This window comes from Streptomyces violaceoruber (genome assembly GCF_033406955.1).
Classification (GTDB): Bacteria; Actinomycetota; Actinomycetes; order Streptomycetales; family Streptomycetaceae; genus Streptomyces; species Streptomyces violaceoruber.
In genome coordinates this window covers 3,716,808-3,734,694 of sequence record NZ_CP137734.1, presented here as the reverse complement: position 1 = coordinate 3,734,694, position 17,887 = coordinate 3,716,808, and the positions used below count along the sequence as shown (strand labels likewise).

At 73.0% G+C, this 17,887-nt stretch carries 16 protein-coding genes; 13 read left to right on the top strand and 3 right to left on the bottom strand.

From position 1 onward, the window contains the following. Window positions 1-23 precede the first annotated feature (23 nt). From R2E43_RS16530 to R2E43_RS16500, 7 genes are all read left to right on the top strand, one after another. Window positions 24-1,622, top strand: a complete 1,599-nt coding sequence (locus R2E43_RS16530) for an acyl-CoA carboxylase subunit beta (protein ID WP_332056315.1) — start codon at window positions 24-26, stop codon at window positions 1,620-1,622. A 13-nt stretch (window positions 1,623-1,635) separates the two neighbouring features. Further along, complete coding sequence (locus R2E43_RS16525; protein ID WP_332056314.1) at window positions 1,636-3,480, top strand: acetyl/propionyl/methylcrotonyl-CoA carboxylase subunit alpha; 1,845 nt, start codon at window positions 1,636-1,638, stop codon at window positions 3,478-3,480. A 70-nt stretch (window positions 3,481-3,550) separates the two neighbouring features. After that, window positions 3,551-4,699 (top strand): acyl-CoA dehydrogenase family protein, encoded by a 1,149-nt coding sequence (locus R2E43_RS16520; protein WP_003974601.1) that lies wholly within the window; start codon window positions 3,551-3,553, stop codon window positions 4,697-4,699. A 135-nt stretch (window positions 4,700-4,834) separates the two neighbouring features. Further along, on the top strand, window positions 4,835-6,403 hold the full coding sequence (locus R2E43_RS16515; protein ID WP_030867222.1) for a 4-coumarate--CoA ligase family protein: 1,569 nt from the start codon (window positions 4,835-4,837) through the stop codon (window positions 6,401-6,403). Further along, window positions 6,400-7,143: an enoyl-CoA hydratase family protein gene (locus R2E43_RS16510; RefSeq protein WP_003974599.1), complete on the top strand. Its 744-nt coding sequence runs from the start codon at window positions 6,400-6,402 to the stop codon at window positions 7,141-7,143. The genes R2E43_RS16515 and R2E43_RS16510 overlap by 4 nt, the downstream gene beginning before the upstream one ends. Beyond that, a complete protein-coding gene (locus tag R2E43_RS16505; protein ID WP_173668751.1) occupies window positions 7,131-7,760 on the top strand; it encodes a TetR/AcrR family transcriptional regulator in 630 nt (209 codons plus the stop codon). Before R2E43_RS16510 ends, R2E43_RS16505 begins: the two co-directional genes overlap by 13 nt. Before the next feature lie 51 nt (window positions 7,761-7,811). Continuing rightward, window positions 7,812-8,399 (top strand): hypothetical protein, encoded by a 588-nt coding sequence (locus R2E43_RS16500; RefSeq protein WP_030867227.1) that lies wholly within the window; start codon window positions 7,812-7,814, stop codon window positions 8,397-8,399. 18 nt (window positions 8,400-8,417) lie between these two features. Here R2E43_RS16500 and pdxH read toward each other — a convergent pair whose 3' ends face one another. Next, the gene (gene pdxH, locus R2E43_RS16495) at window positions 8,418-9,122 is read right to left on the bottom strand and encodes a pyridoxamine 5'-phosphate oxidase (RefSeq protein ID WP_011029623.1); all 705 of its coding nucleotides are present in this window, start codon (window positions 9,120-9,122) and stop codon (window positions 8,418-8,420) included. A gap of 280 nt (window positions 9,123-9,402) precedes the next feature. Between pdxH and R2E43_RS16490 the strand changes: the two genes are divergently transcribed. The 3 genes from R2E43_RS16490 to R2E43_RS16480 all read left to right on the top strand — a co-directional run bounded on the left by R2E43_RS16490 (window position 9,403) and on the right by R2E43_RS16480 (window position 13,280). After that, window positions 9,403-10,503 carry a citrate synthase 2 gene (locus R2E43_RS16490; RefSeq protein WP_011029624.1) on the top strand — a complete coding sequence of 367 codons (1,101 nt, stop codon included), beginning with the start codon at window positions 9,403-9,405 and terminating at the stop codon, window positions 10,501-10,503. 332 nt (window positions 10,504-10,835) lie between these two features. Beyond that, window positions 10,836-11,711: a GNAT family N-acetyltransferase gene (locus tag R2E43_RS16485; RefSeq protein WP_011029625.1), complete on the top strand. Its 876-nt coding sequence runs from the start codon at window positions 10,836-10,838 to the stop codon at window positions 11,709-11,711. Between the two features lie 165 nt (window positions 11,712-11,876). Beyond that, complete coding sequence (locus R2E43_RS16480; RefSeq protein ID WP_011029626.1) at window positions 11,877-13,280, top strand: PAS domain-containing protein; 1,404 nt, start codon at window positions 11,877-11,879, stop codon at window positions 13,278-13,280. A gap of 45 nt (window positions 13,281-13,325) precedes the next feature. Here the strand turns inward: R2E43_RS16480 and R2E43_RS16475 are convergent, their stop codons facing one another. Further along, window positions 13,326-13,724: a winged helix-turn-helix transcriptional regulator gene (locus R2E43_RS16475; protein ID WP_011029627.1), complete on the bottom strand. Its 399-nt coding sequence runs from the start codon at window positions 13,722-13,724 to the stop codon at window positions 13,326-13,328. 174 nt (window positions 13,725-13,898) lie between these two features. Here R2E43_RS16475 and R2E43_RS16470 point away from each other — a divergent pair, with 174 nt between their 5' ends. Then, entirely contained in the window at window positions 13,899-14,624 is a 726-nt protein-coding gene (locus tag R2E43_RS16470; RefSeq protein WP_030867236.1) for an alpha/beta hydrolase, read from the top strand. Between the two features lie 172 nt (window positions 14,625-14,796). Here the strand turns inward: R2E43_RS16470 and R2E43_RS16460 are convergent, their stop codons facing one another. After that, window positions 14,797-15,552: an SIS domain-containing protein gene (locus tag R2E43_RS16460; RefSeq protein WP_003974589.1), complete on the bottom strand. Its 756-nt coding sequence runs from the start codon at window positions 15,550-15,552 to the stop codon at window positions 14,797-14,799. 222 nt (window positions 15,553-15,774) lie between these two features. Between R2E43_RS16460 and R2E43_RS16455 the strand changes: the two genes are divergently transcribed. After that, window positions 15,775-16,467 (top strand): metal-dependent transcriptional regulator, encoded by a 693-nt coding sequence (locus R2E43_RS16455; RefSeq protein ID WP_003974588.1) that lies wholly within the window; start codon window positions 15,775-15,777, stop codon window positions 16,465-16,467. A 502-nt stretch (window positions 16,468-16,969) separates the two neighbouring features. Further along, window positions 16,970-17,884, top strand: coding sequence for an alpha/beta fold hydrolase (locus tag R2E43_RS16450; protein WP_016326902.1), 915 nt, complete (start codon window positions 16,970-16,972; stop codon window positions 17,882-17,884). Window positions 17,885-17,887 lie beyond the last annotated feature (3 nt).

Genomic DNA, 17,887 nt, shown 5'->3' with positions numbered 1-17,887 from the left:
ACCCCCGCCCCGGAGGTCCTGCCGTGACCGTCCTCGCCTCCGCCCTGGACCCCGCCGACCCCGACCACCGCGCGCACCGCGAGGCCATGCTCGCCAAGCTCGCCGACCTGGACGCCGAACACGCCAAGGCCCTCGCGGGCGGCGGCGAGAAGTACGTCGCCCGGCACCGGAAGCGCGGCAAGCTCCTCGCCCGCGAGCGCATCGAGCTGCTCCTCGACCCCGACACGCCCTTCCTGGAGCTGTCGCCGCTCGCGGCCTGGGGCAGCGAGTACACCGTCGGCGCCTCCCTCGTCACCGGCATCGGTGTCGTCGAGGGCGTCGAGTGCCTGATCACCGCCAACGACCCGACCGTGCGCGGCGGCGCCAGCAACCCCTGGTCGCTGAAGAAGGCCCTGCGCGCCAACGACATCGCGCTCGCCAACCGGCTGCCCTGCATCAGCCTGGTGGAGTCGGGCGGCGCCGACCTGCCCTCCCAGAAGGAGATCTTCATCCCGGGCGGCGCGATCTTCCGCGACCTCACCCGGCTGTCGGCGGCCGGCATCCCCACGATCGCCGTCGTCTTCGGCAACTCCACGGCCGGCGGCGCCTACATCCCCGGCATGTCCGACCACACCATCATGGTCAAGGAGCGCGCCAAGGTGTTCCTCGGCGGCCCGCCGCTGGTCAAGATGGCCACCGGCGAGGAGAGCGACGACGAGTCGCTGGGCGGCGCCGAGATGCACGCCCGCACCTCCGGCCTCGCCGACCACTTCGCCGTCGACGAGCCCGACGCCCTGCGCCAGGCCCGCCGCGTCGTCGCCCGGCTCAACCACCGCAAGGCGTACGCCGACCCGTCGCCGGCCGAGCCGCCCACGTACGACCCCGAGGAACTCCTCGGCATCGTCCCCGGCGACCTGCGCACCCCCTTCGACCCGCGCGAGGTGATCGCCCGGATCGTCGACGCCTCCGACTTCGACGAGTTCAAGCCGCTGTACGGGACCAGCCTGACCACCGGCTGGGCGGCCCTGCACGGCTACCCGGTCGGCATCCTCGCCAACGCCCGGGGAGTCCTGTTCAGCGAGGAGTCCCAGAAGGCCGCCCAGTTCATCCAGCTCGCCAACCAGCGCGACATCCCGCTCCTGTTCCTCCACAACACCACCGGCTACATGGTCGGCAAGGAGTACGAGCAGGGCGGCATCATCAAGCACGGCGCCATGATGATCAACGCGGTCTCCAACTCCCGCGTCCCCCACCTGTCCGTCCTCCTGGGCGCCTCCTACGGCGCCGGCCACTACGGCATGTGCGGCCGCGCCTACGACCCGCGCTTCCTCTTCGCCTGGCCCAGCGCCAAGTCCGCCGTCATGGGCCCGCAGCAGCTCGCCGGCGTCCTGTCCATCGTCGCCCGCCAGTCCGCCGCCGCGAAGGGACAGCCGTACGACGACGAGGGCGACGCCGCCCTGCGCGCCATGGTGGAGCAGCAGATCGAGTCCGAGTCGCTGCCCATGTTCCTGTCCGGGCGGCTCTACGACGACGGCGTCATCGACCCCCGCGACACCCGCACCGTCCTCGGCCTGTGCCTGTCCGCCGTCCACACCGCCCCCTACGAGGGCGCGCGCGGCGGCTTCGGCGTCTTCCGCATGTGAGGGTGAGTAACCAGTGATCACTTCCGTCCTCGTCGCCAACCGCGGCGAGATCGCCTGCCGCGTCTTCGGCACCTGCCGCGAGTCGGGCATCCGCACCGTCGCCGTGCACTCGGACGCCGACGCGAACGCCCTCCACGCGCGCGTGGCCAACGCCGCCGTACGCCTGCCGGGCGCGGCCCCCGCCGACACCTACCTGCGCGGCGACCTGATCGTGAAGGCCGCCGTCGCCGCCGGAGCCGACGCCGTCCACCCCGGCTACGGCTTCCTCTCCGAGAACGCCGACTTCGCGCGCGCCGTACGCGACGCGGGGCTGGTGTGGATCGGACCGCCGCCCGAGGCCATCGAGGCGATGGCGTCCAAGACCCGTGCCAAGGAACTGATGGGCATCGCGCCCCTCACCGACGTCACCGACGCCGACCTGCCGGTGCTGGTGAAGGCGGCGGCGGGCGGCGGCGGACGCGGCATGCGCGTCGTACGCCGCCTCGCCGACCTCGACGCCGAACTGACCGCCGCCCGCGCGGAGGCCGCGAGCGCCTTCGGCGACGGCGAGGTCTTCGTCGAGCCGTATGTGGTCGACGGCCGCCACGTCGAGGTGCAGATCCTCGCCGACACCCACGGCACGGTCTGGGCGCTCGGCACCCGCGACTGCTCCCTCCAGCGCCGCCACCAGAAGGTGATCGAGGAGGCACCGGCGCCCGGCCTGACCCCCGGGCTCACCGCCGAACTCCACGACCTCGCCGTGCGCGCCGCCCGCGCCGTCGACTACGTCGGCGCGGGCACCGTCGAGTTCCTCGTCGCCGAGGGCACGGCGCACTTCCTGGAGATGAACACCCGCCTCCAGGTCGAACACCCGGTCACAGAGGCGGTCTTCGGCATCGACCTCGTCGCCCTCCAGCTCCGGATCGCCGAAGGCCACGCCCTCGACGACGACCCCCCGCGCGCGCGTGGCCACGCCGTCGAGGCCCGCCTCTACGCCGAGGACCCGGCGAACGGCTGGGCCCCGCAGACCGGCCGCCTGCACCGCCTCGCCGTCCCGGACGGCATCCGCCTGGACACCGGCTACACCGGCGGCGACGACATCGGCGTCCACTACGACCCGATGCTCGCCAAGGCGGTCGCCCACGCACCCACGCGCGCGGAGGCCGTCCGCCGACTCGCCGGCGCCCTGGAACGCGCCGCGATCCACGGCCCGGTCACCAACCGCGACCTCCTCGTCCGCTCCCTGCGCCACGAGGAGTTCACCTCCGGCCGCATGGACACGGGTTTCTACGACCGCCACCTCGCCGCCCTCACCGAGCCGGCCCCCGACCCCCTCGCCCCGCTGGCCGCCGCCCTCGCCGACGCGAGCACCCGTGCGGGACGCTTCGGCGGCTGGCGCAACCTGCCCTCGCAACCGCAGGTCAAGCGGTACGCCATGGCGGGCGAGGAACACGAGGTCCGTTACGGGCACACCCGCACGGGCCTCACCGCCGAGGGCGTCCGCGTCGTCCACGCGGGCCCCGACCGGGTCGTCCTCGAAGCGGACGGCGTACAACGCCCCTTCGACATCGCCCGCTACGGCGACCACGTGCACGTCAACACCACGCGCCTCACCGCCCTGCCCCGCTTCCCCGACCCCACCACCCAGCACGTCCCCGGCTCCCTCCTGGCCCCCATGCCGGGCACGGTCGTCCGCGTCGCGGAGGGCCTGACCGAGGGCACCACCGTCCAGGCGGGCCAGCCGTTGCTGTGGCTGGAGGCCATGAAGATGGAACACAGGATCACCGCCCCGGTGACAGGGAGGCTGACCGCACTCCCGGCGGGCCTCGGACGACAAGTAGAGATGGGCGCCCTCTTGGCGGTCGTCGAGTCCGACTGACCCAGGGGCGCGGGGAACTGCGCGACCAGCCACAACGGACCCGCACTCGTACAGCGACCGAAGGAGCCCCGTGACCACCCTCATCGAATCCGAAGACCACAAGTCCCTCCGCGCGGCGGTATCCGCCTTCGCCCAGGCCCACCCCCACACCCTCGACGCCGAGGACAGCAAACGCCTCTGGCAGGACGCGGCCAAGCTCGGCTACATCGGCGTCAACCTGCCGGAGGCGTACGGCGGAGGCGGCGCCGGCATCACCGAACTCTCCCTCGTCCTCGAAGAGCTGGGCGCCGCGGGAAACCCCCTCCTCATGATGATCGTCTCCCCGGCGATCTGCGGCACCGTCATCGCCCGCTTCGGCACCGAGGAGCAGAAGCGCGAGTGGCTCCCGCCGCTCGCCGACGGCACCCGCCTCATGGCCTTCGGCATCACCGAACCCGACGCCGGCTCCAACAGCCACCGCATCACCACCACCGCCCGCCGCGACGCGGCCACCGGGGACTGGATCCTCACCGGACGCAAGGTCTTCGTCTCCGGCGTCGACATCGCCGACGCCACCCTGATCGTCGGCCGCACCGAGGACGCCCGCACCGGCAAGCTCAAGCCCTGCCTCTTCATCGTCCCGCGCGACGCCGAGGGCTTCGAGCGCCGCCCCATCGACATGGAACTCAACGCCGTGGAGCGGCAGTTCGAGCTGACCCTCGACGACGTACGGCTGCCCGCCGACGCCCTGGTCGGCGACGAGGACGCGGGCCTCCTCCAGCTCTTCGCGGGCCTCAACCCCGAGCGCGTGATGACGGCCGCGTTCGGCATCGGCATGGGCCGCTACGCCCTCTCCCGCGCCCTCGACTACGCCCGCGAGCGCACCGTCTGGAAGACCCCCATCGGCGCCCACCAGGCCATCGCCCACCCCCTCGCCCAGGCGCACATCGACCTCGAACTCGCCCGCCTGATGATGCAGAAGGCCGCCCACCTGTACGACGCGGGGGACGACGTCGGCGCCGGTGAGGCCGCCAACATGGCCAAGTACGCGGCCGGGGAGGCCTGCGTGAAGGCCGTCGACCAGGCCGTGCACACCCTCGGCGGCAACGGCCTCACCCGCGAGTACGGTCTCGCCCGGCTGATAACGGCCTCGCGCGTGGCCCGGATCGCCCCCGTGAGCCGGGAGATGATCCTCAACTACGTCTCCCACCAGACCCTGGGCCTGCCCAAGTCGTACTAGGGGGTGTCGTCTGGATCAGGCCGGCCGCGGCCGACGGTGCCTTGTGGCCGACCCCGGACCCCGCGACCCCGGCAAGATCCGAACGACACCCCCCAGGCCGGTACGAGGCCGCAAACAGCCCGCGTTGGAGGAACCGTGTTCCGCAGCGAGTACGCAGACGTCCCGCCCGTCGACCTGCCCATCCACGACGCCGTGCTCGGCGGGGCCGCCGCCTTCGGGAGCACCCCGGCGCTGATCGACGGCACCGACGGCACCACCCTCACCTACGAGCAGGTGGACCGGTTCCACCGGCGCGTCGCCGCAGCCCTCGCCGAGACCGGCGTGCGCAAGGGCGACGTCCTCGCCCTGCACAGCCCCAACACCGTCGCCTTCCCCCTGGCCTTCTACGCCGCCACCCGCGCGGGCGCCTCCGTCACCACGGTGCATCCGCTCGCGACGGCGGAGGAGTTCGCCAAGCAGCTGAAGGACAGCGCGGCCCGCTGGATCGTCACCGTCTCACCGCTCCTGCCCACCGCCCGCCGGGCCGCCGAACTCGCGGGCGGCGTCCAGGAGATCCTGGTCTGCGACAGCGCGCCCGGTCACCGCTCCCTCGTCGACATGCTGGCCTCGACCGCGCCCGAACCGTCCGTCGCCATCGACCCGGCCGAGGACGTCGCCGCCCTGCCGTACTCCTCGGGCACCACCGGCACCCCCAAGGGCGTCATGCTCACCCACCGGCAGATCGCCACCAACCTCGCCCAGCTCGAACCGTCGATGCCGTCCGCGCCCGGCGACCGCGTCCTCGCCGTGCTGCCGTTCTTCCACATCTACGGCCTGACCGCCCTGATGAACGCCCCGCTCCGGCTCGGCGCCACCGTCGTGGTCCTGCCCCGCTTCGACCTGGAGCAGTTCCTCGCCGCCATCCAGAACCACCGCATCACCAGCCTGTACGTCGCCCCGCCGATCGTCCTGGCCCTCGCCAAACACCCCCTGGTCGCCGACTACGACCTCTCCTCGCTGAGGTACATCGTCAGCGCCGCCGCCCCGCTCGACGCGCGTCTCGCCGCCGCCTGCTCGCAGCGGCTCGGCCTGCCGCCCGTCGGCCAGGCCTACGGCATGACCGAACTGTCCCCGGGCACCCACGTCGTCCCCCTGGACGCGATGGCCGACGCGCCGCCCGGCACCGTCGGCAGGCTCATCGCGGGCACCGAGATGCGCATCGTCTCCCTCACCGACCCGGGCACGGACCTCCCCGCCGGAGAGTCCGGGGAGATCCTCATCCGCGGCCCCCAGATCATGAAGGGCTACCTGGGCCGCCCCGACGCCACCGCCGCCATGATCGACGAGGAGGGCTGGCTGCACACCGGGGACGTCGGACACGTCGACGCCGACGGCTGGCTGTTCGTCGTCGACCGCGTCAAGGAACTGATCAAGTACAAGGGCTTCCAGGTGGCCCCCGCCGAACTGGAGGCCCACCTGCTCACCCACCCCGGCGTCGCCGACGCGGCCGTCGTCGGCGCCTACGACGACGACGGCAACGAGGTACCGCACGCCTTCGTCGTCCGCCAGCCGGCCGCACCCGGCCTCGCGGAGAGCGAGATCATGATGTACGTCGCCGAACGCGTCGCCCCCTACAAACGCGTCCGCCGGGTCACCTTCGTCGACGCCGTCCCCCGCGCCGCCTCCGGCAAGATCCTCCGCCGACAGCTCAGGGAGCCGCGATGACCCCGCCCGCCCACGTCGACCGCACACGCGCGCGGGGCGTCGAGACCCTCACCCTCGACTCCCCGCACAACCGCAACGCCCTGTCCGCCGCCCTGGTCGACGGCCTGGCCGCCGCCCTCACCGCGGCGGGCGACGACCCCGGCGTCCGTGCCGTCGTGCTCACCCACACCGGCAACACCTTCAGCGCCGGCGCCGACCTGCGCGACCCGCCCGACCCGGACGCCCTGGTCGGTCTCTTCCGGCGGATCATCGAGCTGCCGAAACCGGTGATCGCCCGCGTCGCCGGGCACGTCCGCGCGGGCGGGCTCGGCCTGGTCGCCGCCTGCGACATCGCGGCGGCGTCCACCGAGTCGACCTTCGCCTTCACCGAGGTCCGCATCGGCGTGGCGCCCGCCGTCATCTCCCTCACCCTGCTGCCCCGCGCCGATCCCCGCGCCCTCGCCCGCCACTACCTCACCGGCGAGCGCTTCGACGCCGCCGAGGCCGCCCGCGCCGGCCTGGTCACCGCGGCGGGCGACGACGTGGACGCCGTACTCGAACCCGTCCTCGACGGTGTGCGCCGTGCCGCACCACAGGGCCTGGCCGAGACGAAACGGCTGCTCACGGCTAGGGTGCTGGAGGCCTTCGACCGGGACGCGGCCGACCTGACCGCGCTCTCGGCCCGGCTGTTCGCCTCCCCGCAGGCCCGCGAGGGGATGACGGCCTTCCTCGAACGACGGGATCCGGAATGGGTGGTGTGAGCGGCGCCGTGAACGCGGCCGACCGCACGGAGCGCGTGCCCAAGCAGGACCGCAGCCGGGCCACCCGGCAGCGGCTCCTGGAAGCCGCCGTGGCCTGCCTCGCCGAACGCGGCTGGGCCGGCTCCACGGTCTCCGTCGTCGCCGAACACGCCGGAGTCTCCCGCGGCGCCGCCCAGCACCACTTCCCGACCCGCGAGGACCTCTTCACCGCGGCCGTGGAGTACGTCGCCGAGGAACGCTCCGTCGCGTTGCGCGCCCTGTTCCCGGAGGGCGCCGCCGCCGACGACCGGCGCGCGGTGGTCGCCGCCCTCGTCGACCTCTACACCGGCCCGCTCTTCCGCGCCGCCCTGCACCTGTGGGTGGCCGCCTCCAACGAGGAGCAGCTGCGCGGCCGGGTCACCGAGCTGGAGGCCCGCGTCGGCCGCGAGAGCCACCGCATCGCCGTCGAACTCCTGGGCGCCGACGAGACCCGGCCCGGCGCCCGGGAAACCGTCCAGGGCCTGCTCGACATGGCCCGCGGCCTGGGCCTGGCCAACCTCCTCACCGACGACGGGGCACGGCGGGAACGGGTGGTGGAGCAGTGGGCGCGGCTGCTGGACGCCGCGCTGGCACAGTGACCGGCGTCCGGCACCGGGGCACTGTCGGTGCCCGCCGCTACTGTCCCGGCCATGGGTGACTACTTCCAGACGATCGTCGACCTCGACGCCGACGAGGCGGGGGCGGCGGAACTCGCCGAGCGCGCGGTCGCGTGGCTGGTGAGCGAGGGCATCGTCCTCGCCGACCGCGAGGTCTGCGTCCTCGGGCAGCCCCTCGGACACCCGCCCGGACCCCACTGGAGCCGGGCGGTGGCCGACGACGACCCCGACGGGGAACCGTTCGACGGGCTCGCCGTGCACACCGGCCCCACCGTCTTCGACAGCGGCCAGGACGAGCCCGAGGCCGTCACCTGCCCCCGCTGCCGGACCACCACGGACCTGTCGGACGAGGGCGAGGAGGAAGACGAGGGGGAGGGTGTCTGGCCCCGCTTCTCGGAGGCGATCACCGACTGGCAGGACACCGGGCACGCCGACGTGACCTGTCCCGCCTGCGCCCGCGACGTCCCGCTGAGCGAGTGGCTCTGGACCGACGACCGGCTGGCGGTCGGCCGTCTCGGCCTGGAGTTCTGGAACTGGCCCGAACTCAGCGACGACTTCCGCGCCCGTCTGGCCGCCGTCCTCGACGGCCACCGCACGGCGTACCTCTGGGGCAAGCTGTAGGCGCGGCGCCCGGACGCGTCACGGGCTCAGCCGCTCCACCCGCCAGCCCCCGCCGCCCTCCGCCACGTACCGCAGCCGGTCGTGCAGCCGGTTCTCCCGGCCCTGCCAGAACTCCACCGCATCCGGCACCACCCGGAACCCGCCCCAGTGCGGCGGCACCGGCACCTGCTCGCCCTCCGGATAGCGCGCCGCCAGCTCCGCGTACGCACCGTCCAGGGCACGTCGGTCCGCCACCACCGACGACTGGACGCTCGCCCAGGCACCCAGCTGGGAGCCGTGCGGCCGGGTCCGGAAGTACGCGGCGGTCTCGTCCCGCCCGGTGCGACGGGCGACGCCCGTGACCACGACCTGCCGGGCCATCGGATGCCAGGGGAACAGCAGCGACACGTGCGGGTTCGCGTCCAGCTCGCGCGCCTTGCGGGAGTCGTAGTTGGTGTAGAAGACGAACCCCTGCTCGTCGAAGTGCTTCAGCAGCACCGTGCGGGAGCTGGGCCGCCCCTCCGGGTCCGCCGTGGAGACCACCATGGCGTTCGGCTCGAACAGCCCGCCGTCCGTCGCCGCCTGCTTGAACCAGCGCGCGAACTGCTCGACGGGCGTCGCCGCCAGCTCGGTCTCGGACAGCCCCTCGGCCCGGTACTGCTTGCGCATCGAGGCGAGATCGAAGGGGACGGGGTCGGCGGTGGGGACGGCGGAATCGGCATCGCGATCGGTCACGCCGCCCATCCTGCCGTACTCGTCCCGGCGCCCGGCCGTCCGGGCACCGGGACGAGTACGGCACGGAGCGGGCCGACCCGGTGGCACTCAGTGCCGTAGGCACTCCCCAAACGGGGCACCCGGGGATATGGTGCTTGGTCCCGCTCCGGCCGGATGACCGACGGCCGTACGGGGCATCACAGGGGTGACCGCCGGGACCGCGAGTCGGGCACACGACCGTGGATCCATGGAGGCGCCGCACCGTCTCCGCACAGGTCGCCGTACACCACTGATCACGAGGAGCCGCCTGATGTCCGACTTCGTACCCGGGCTAGAGGGAGTCGTCGCGTTCGAGACGGAGATCGCCGAACCCGACAAGGAGGGCGGCGCCCTTCGCTACCGCGGCGTCGACATCGAGGACCTGGTCGGGCACGTCTCCTTCGGCAACGTCTGGGGCCTGCTCGTCGACGGGGCCTTCAACCCCGGCCTGCCGCCCGCCGAGCCCTTCCCCATCCCCGTGCACTCCGGCGACATCAGGGTCGACGTCCAGTCCGCCCTCGCCATGCTCGCCCCCGCCTGGGGCCTCAAACCCCTGCTGGACATCGACGCCGCCCAGGCCCGCGACGACCTCGCCCGGGCCGCCGTCATGGCCCTGTCCTACGTCGCCCAGTCCGCGCGCGGCCAGAGCCTGCCCATGGTCCCGCAGCGCGAGATCGACAAGGCCCAGTCCGTGGTCGAACGGTTCATGATCCGCTGGCGCGGCGAGCCCGACCCCAAGCACGTCGCCGCCGTCGACGCCTACTGGACCTCCGCGGCCGAGCACGGCATGAACGCCTCCACCTTCACCGCCCGCGTCATCGCCTCCACCGGCGCGGACGTGGCCGCCGCCCTCTCCGGGGCCGTGGGCGCCATGTCCGGCCCGCTGCACGGCGGCGCCCCCTCGCGCGTCCTGCACATGATCGAGGAGATCGAGCGCACCGGCGACGCCGAGGCCTACGTCAAGAAGACCCTCGACGCGGGCGAGCGCCTCATGGGCTTCGGCCACCGCGTCTACCGCGCCGAGGACCCGCGCGCCCGGGTCCTGCGCCGCACCGCCCGCGAACTGGGCGCCCCGCGCTACGAGGTCGCCGAGGCCCTGGAGAAGGCCGCCCTGGCCGAGCTGCACGCCCGCCGCCCCGACCGGGTGCTGGCCACCAACGTCGAGTTCTGGGCCGCCATCATGCTGGACTTCGCCGAGGTGCCGGCCCCCATGTTCACCTCGATGTTCACCTGCGCCCGCACCGCGGGCTGGTCCGCGCACATCCTGGAACAGAAGCGCACCGGCCGCCTGGTCCGCCCCTCCGCCCGCTACACGGGGCCGGGCACCCGCGACCCGCGCGAGATCGAGGGCTACGCCGACATCGCGGGCTGACCGCCCCGCAAACGCAGGCGACCCGCGAGTCTGGTTCCTCCGTGGAGGAGCCGGCCGGACGTACCGGCGACTCGCGGGTCGGGTGACTGCTTGGGATTGGGCCGGCTGCACGCGTCTGTCACGCGCTGGTCCGGCGCCGCACTCCGTGTGGTGCCGGGCCGCTAGCCCGCAGCCACCTCACGCGTCCGGATGTCATACATCTGCCGAACCACCTCCCTTCTGTGTACGCACCACCCTAGAAACCGGTCGGCCACCGATCAATCGAATTTCCGGGTGGATTCCTCGGCGCTCTCCCATGGACGCGTCTTCGCTGGTCACCTACGGTTTCGCTCATGACGAAACGACTGGGGGAGGCGCCCGTCAGGCGGGCGGTGGTCAGCGGGTCGACGTTCGAGGAGCGGATCGGGTACGCCCGCGCCGTCGTCGACGGGGACTGGGTGCACGTGTCCGGGACGACCGGCTTCGACTACGCGACGATGACGATCTCCGGGGACGTGGTCGAGCAGGCCGAACAGTGCCTGCACAACATCGCAACCGCGCTGGCGGAAGCGGGCTGCACGTTCGCGGACGTGGTGCGGGTGCGGTACCTGCTGCCCGCGCGGGAGGACTTCGAACCGTGCTGGCCCGTGCTGCGGCGGGCGTTCGGGCAGGTGCGGCCGGCCGCGACGATGATGGTGTGCGGCCTCGCCGACGAGCGGATGCGGATCGAGATCGAGGTGTACGCGCGCCGGGGAGCGGTCGCGACCGGAGCGGGCCCGGCGCTGCGGATCGAGCCGGTGGCCGGGGACGCCATGGTCGAGGAGTGGCGGCACGTGCACAACGTGATCGTGCCGCCGGCCGCCATGACCCCGGACGAGGCGCGGGAACGCGCCGGACGCAACCGCCTGGCCAACGCCTACCTCGCAGACGTGCTCGTCGGCTGCTCCACCGTGCGGCCGCCCGGCGGCGAGGAGCGGGTCGCGACCGTGATCGCACGCACGCTGCCGGCGTACCGGGGGCGCGGCATCGGCACGGCGCTCTACGAGGAGGGGCTGGCACACGCGCGCGTGCTGGGCGCCGAAGCGGTGGAGACCGTGGTGCTGGCGGCCAACGCCGACGGGTTGCGGTTCGCCGGGGCGCGCGGGTTCGCGGAGAAGGAGCGGTACGTGCTCGACGGCGAGCACGACGAGTGGGTCGATCTGAGGCTCGCCGCGGCCCGCCCGGCATGACCGGCCGCGCCCCTTCATGACGGGGGCGTATGCCGAGTTTCCGCAGTACAACGATTTCCGCGAACTTGCGGGAACTCGGTGTGTGCTGCATCACGTTCGAGTTGAATGAAGGCCAGTGAGCGAACCGACGTACCGTACGGCGGACGCAGCCTGCAGGGGGTCCAGGTGAGTGCTTCGCGGCGTAGTGGGACCACCGACGAGCTGGGGCCGGACGAGCCGGAGCAGCCCGAGCGGGACGGCGCGGACCTGTTGGCCGCGCTCCTCGACGGCATGGACGCGGCCCTGTGCGCCTTCGACGCGGACGGGGTCGTGACCCATTGGAACCGCGAGGCGGAGCGGATCCTCGGCTGGAGCGCGGCCGAGGCCGTGGGACGGCAGGGCTTCGCGGGGTGGGCCGTGCGCAGCGCGGACGCCGGTGAGGTGGAGGACCGGCTGCTGTCCGCCATGCGGGCGCCGGGCCGTCAGGTGAACGAGTTCGCGCTGCTGACCAAGGACGGCGGCCGGGTGCTGGTGCGCACCCAGTCCGCGGCGGTGCGCGGCCCCGACGGGCGTCCCGCGGGGGTGTACTGCGCGTTCAGCGAGGTGCACGCGCAGATCGACCTGGAGCGGTCCATCGCGCTGAGCGAGGCCCTGCTGGAGGACGCGAGCTGGGGTGTCGTCCTGGTCGACGCGGACCTGCGGCCCGCCGTGGTCAACGCGCACGCGGCACGGGCGCTCGGGGCCGGGCGCACGTCCGTACTGGGGAGGCCGCTCGGCGACCTGCTCGCCCAGGGCGTCGAGGAGCTGGAGAACGCGCTGACGCACGTCCTGGCCGAGGGCGCGCCGCCCGCGCCCGCCGAGGTGTGGGTGAGCCTGCGCACCCCCGAGGGGGAGCGGCGCCGGTGCTGGCGCAGCGGGTTCGTGCGGCTGGCCTCGCCGCTCGCGGAGGAGCCGGTGCCGCTGGGCGTCGGCTGGCTGTTCCAGGACGTGACGGAGTCGAAGCAGGGCGAGCAGGAGGCGGCGCTGCTGCGCTTCCGGGCCAACCAGCTGCACCGGGCGGCGCGGGCCGCGGCCGAGTGCGAGGACCCGGCCGAGGCCGCGATCGTCCACCTGGACTTCGCGCTGGCCGGGTTCGCCGACCACGCCCTGATCGACCGCGTGGTGGGCGGCGCGACGTCGGACACCGACGCAGCGGAGCAGGTGCGGCTGGTCCGGGTCGCCGCCACCCCGTCCGGCGCGCCCGGGCCCAGCGTGCCGTCCGGGACGTCCGGGATGCCGGTGCGCTACGGCGAGGGGCACCCCGCCGTGCAGTGCGTGGAGCGGGCGGGCTCGGTGCGGGCCAGCGCCGGAGTGCGGGCGGTCCCGGCCGAGCAGGTGCGCCGGTGGGCCACGGCCCGCCAGTGGCCGGAGGACACGGTGCACGGCCTGTGCGCGGTGCTGCGCAGCCGCGGCCGGACACTGGGCGTCGTCACGTTCCTGCGCGGTGCGGGCCGCAGCGCCTTCGAGCGGCCGGACGCGATGTACGCGGAGGACGTGGCGGTGCGGATCGCGACCGCGCTGGACTTGGCCGGCGCGGTGGACAGGCCCTAGCTGGGCCGTGTCTTCACCGTGGGTGGCACTCGGCTTGCCGTCCCGCTATGAGGTCATCGGTGGATCGGTGCGGGCGTCGTAGGCGGCGCGGGCATCGTCGATCCGGGCGAGGTGCGCGACGCTCCATTCGAGCAGAGGCGCGGTGGCCTCGCGCAGGGTGCTGCCCATCTCGGTGAGCTCATAGCTCACGTGTGGCGGCATCACGTTGTGGACGGTGCGGGTCAGGATTCCGTCGCGCTCCAGGCCGCGCAGCGTCACGGTGAGCATGCGCTGACTGATTCCGTCGATGGCCCTCTTGAGCTCGGTGAAGCGGCGCGGGCCATCCCTGAGATTGCGCACGACCAGCAGCGACCACTTGTCTCCGACGATGCCGAGCACCACCCGGGTCCGGCACGCGTCGCCGGGCCGCGCCTCCGACTGGGGATCGCTCGGTGCCGCGTCCATGGTTACCTCCGGAGAACCGAGGCACCGAAAAGTGCCTTATTGCCTGCGGCGCGTCGTCTGCACCAGCATGTTCACGGTACTCAAACAGTACTGAGGCACGACAAGTAACCGCCAGAGCCGCGGACCAGCGGCATGAGCGTGACCGTGCTCTTCTGCTCCTGCGAAGGAAGATCGATGTCCACATTTCTGCTGATACACGGCGCTTGGCACAGCGGACGGTGCTGGGAGCGGGTGGTACCGCTGCTGGAAGCCGCCGGGCACCGGGTGTTCGCGCCGTCCCTGACCGGCTACGGCGACAAGGCACACCTGCTCGGTCCGGAGGTGGGTCTCGACACGCACGTCGACGACGTGGTCGGGCTGATCGCCGGGGAGAACCTCAGCGACGTCGTACTCGTCGGCCACAGCTACGCGGGGCTGGTGATCTCCTCCGCGGCCCACCGGATTCCGGAACGCATCGCGCACCTGGTCTACCTCGACGCGATGGTCCCGGAGGACGGCGAGTCCGCTGTCGACGTCCACCCCGTGACGCAGCGGCTGATCGAGCTCGCCGAGAAGTCCGAGAGCGGCTGGCGCGTGCCGCCGATGCCCGAGCAGCCCGCGCCCTTGGGCCTGTTCGGCGTCACGGACCCGGCCGACGTCGCCTGGCTGCACGGGATGCTCTCGGACCAGCCGGTGCGCTGTCTGCAGCAACCGGTGCGACTGGGCAACCCGGCTGCCGACGCAATCCCGCGCACGCACATTCACAATGTCGGCGCCATGCCGACGGGCATCACCCGTCGCCCCGTCCCCCCGATCCAGCCCAACGGCACTGCCGCCCAGGTCTGGGAGCTGCCCACCGGCCACGACTGCATGATCACCATGCCGACCGAACTCAGCGAACTGCTCCTCAAACTCCCCTAGCCAGGGGCTGTCGTCCATGTGTCACGCCCACATCGCCACTGCTTCAGGCAGGTGAAGCAGCGTTCCGCCATGTTGCGCCGCTTGTAGAACCGCTTGTCGAAGGCCGGCGGGCGTCCGCCCCGGCTGCCGCGCCGACGGCCTGAGGCCCGTCCGGCCGGGGTACCGGGTGCGTTCAGCGGCGGTAGAAGATGCGCTCGCCGTACTGCTCCAGTACGCGGGCGTTCCATTCGTGGCCGCCGTCCACGTTGCCCGAGCGCAGCAGCGGGGGTTCGATGCCGCGGTCGGCGAGGGTGGCGGCGGCCGTGGCCGTCACGGCCTGCATCAGGGCGGCGGTGACGACCGTGGACGCGGGCGCGAAGGGGGCGGGGACGGTGTCGAGGGTGAGTTCCGCGTCGCCGACGGCGATCTTGGAGTCCAGCACGATGTCGCAGTGGTCCTTGAGGAAGGTGCCGGAGGCGTGCCGCGACGTCGTCTGCGAGGCGTACGCCACCGAGGTCACGCCGATCACCCGCAGGCCCAGGGCGCGGGCGTGCATCGCCATCTCCACGGGCAGGGCGTTGCGCCCGGAGAGCGAGATGATCACCAGGGCGTCGCCCGCGCGGAGCGGCGAGGAGTCCAGTACGGCGCTCGCGAGGCCGTCGACCCGCTCCAGGGCGGAGCCGAGGGTGGCCGGCATGACGTCGATGCCGACGACGCCGGGCACGGTGAGCAGGTTCATCAGGGCGAGCCCGCCCGCGCGGTACACGACGTCCTGGGCGGCGAGGGAGGAGTGGCCGGCGCCGAAGGCGAAGAGCCGGCCGCCGTTCTGCACGGTGTCGGCGAGCAGCGTGCCGGCCGCCTCGATGCTGTCCGCCTCCTCGTCGCGGACGCGCCGCAGGAGGTCGATCGCCGCGTCGAGGAACTGGCCGGCCGGCTTGTGGTCGCTCATGCGGGGCCCCTTCGGAGTGGCTGCGTCGCGGATCACGGTGCGGTCTGGACCAGTGCGGTGTCAATACGGCGTCAACGCGCCGAGGACGGCCCGGACGGGCTCCGTGGGGCCCGGCTTTCCGCGGCGAGGCACGGTTGTCGGTGGTATGCGTCAGAATTGGTCGCAGGGCCAGCGCACGCGCCGGTGGGCCGTAGCCTCCGGCAATCTCATCGAGGGGCACGTATGTCCGGACTGATCGACACCACGGAGATGTACCTCCGCACCATCCTCGAGCTGGAGGAGGAAGGTGTGGTCCCGATGCGCGCCCGGATCGCCGAGCGGCTCGACCAGAGCGGCCCGACGGTCAGCCAGACGGTGGCGCGGATGGAGCGCGACGGTCTGGTGTCCGTGGCGGCGGACCGGCATCTGGAGCTGACCGACGAGGGCAGGCGGCTGGCGACGCGCGTGATGCGCAAGCACCGGCTCGCGGAGTGCCTGCTCGTCGACGTGATCGGCCTGGAGTGGGAGCAGGTCCACGCCGAGGCCTGCCGCTGGGAGCACGTGATGAGCGAGGCGGTGGAGCGCCGCGTGCTCGAGCTGCTGCGGCACCCGACCGAGTCGCCGTACGGCAACCCGATCCCGGGCCTGGAGGAGCTGGGCGAGACCGACGGGGCCGATCCGTTCCTGGACGAGGGGATGGTCTCCCTGGCCGACCTCGACCCGGGGCAGGAGGGCAAGACGGTCGTCGTGCGCCGGATCGGCGAGCCGATCCAGACGGACGCGCAGCTGATGTACACGCTGCGCCGGGCCGGGGTGCAGCCCGGCTCGGTGGTGAGCGTGACCGAGTCGGCGGGCGGCGTGCTGGTGGGCAGTGGCGGCGAGGCCGCCGAGCTGGAGGCGGACACCGCCTCCCACGTGTTCGTCGCCAAGCGCTGACCGCACCCGGAGAAACCGCCGTCCGGGGCGCGCTGATTCGGGGTCCCTGTGCGCCGAATCGCAGCGGCCGGGCGATTCGCGTGCGAGGCTGTCGCGTGAGGCACCGGACGTGAGGGGCTCTTGGCCGCGGCTGACAGCGATGTCGCCCGGGCCGGAGAGGGGGAGGGGCATGCCGGAGAGACGGAGAGGGCCCCGGCGCCGTGTGGCGCCGGGGCCTGTCCTCCCCTGTGCTGACCTGGAGCCCCGAGCTCTCAAGGTCAATCCCCTCGGACCGTTTTCCCCGAGCGGTCCGCCTCCCGTTGAAGATCTCCCCTGGGCGGCGGCGATCAATCCCTGAGCGGTGTCACTCGAATGAGGGGTGTTGCTCGTCGGGACGGCTCTTTCGAATGGGTATTCGATAACCTTGGATACTCTTCTGCACGGCAGGCAGGACACGGTTCACAGGACCGGCCGGTCCGCGAGGGCGGGCGGGTCCGAGCGGAGCTTGGGGGTGCCAGGACCTATGGCGCGGCGCATCGACGTGACCGGCGCGGGCGGGGTACGCCTCGCGGCCTGGGAGTTCGGCGACCCTCCCAAGACCGGCCGGGGCCATGACCCGGCCCCCTCCGCACCCGGCGGCCCGGCCCCCTCCGCATCGGGCGCCGGAGACCTGCCCGGTGTCCTGTTATTGCACGGTCTGATGGGCCGCGCCTCGCACTGGGCCCCCACGGCCCGCTGGCTCTCCGCCCGCCACCGCGCCGTCGCCCTCGACCAGCGCGGCCACGGCCGCAGCGACAAGCCCCCGCGGGCCGCCTACACCCGGGAGGCCTACGTCGAGGACGTCGAGGCCGCCCTGGAGCAGCTCGGCCTCGGCCCGGCCGTCCTCATCGGCCACGCCATGGGCGCGCTGACCGCCTGGCAGCTCGCCGCCAAACGCCCCGACCTGGTCCGCGGCCTGATCATCTGCGACATGCGGGCCTCCGCGCTCGGCGCCGCCTCGCAGCACACCTGGACCGAGTGGTTCCGCGCCTGGCCGGTCCCCTTCGCCACCCTCGCCGACGTCCGCAAGTGGTTCGGCGAGGACGACCCGTGGGTGGAGCGGCCGAACCCGGCTCGCGGCGAGTTCTACGCCGAGGTGATGGCCGAGTCCCCGGACGGCTGGCGCCCCGTCTTCGAACCGGAGCAGATGCTGCGCTCCCGCGAGACCTGGGTCTACGACGCCCACTGGGAGGAGCTGGCGCAGGTGCGCTGCCCCACCCTGGTCGTGCGCGGCCTCGACGGCGAACTGGGCCGCGCCGAGGCCCAGGAGATGGTCCGGGTCCTGCCGAGCGGCCAGTACGCGGAGGTCGCCGACGCCGGTCACCTCGTCCACTACGACCAGCCGGAGGCATGGCGGACGGCCATCGAGCCGTTCCTGAACGCCCTCGGGGACGCCTGAGCG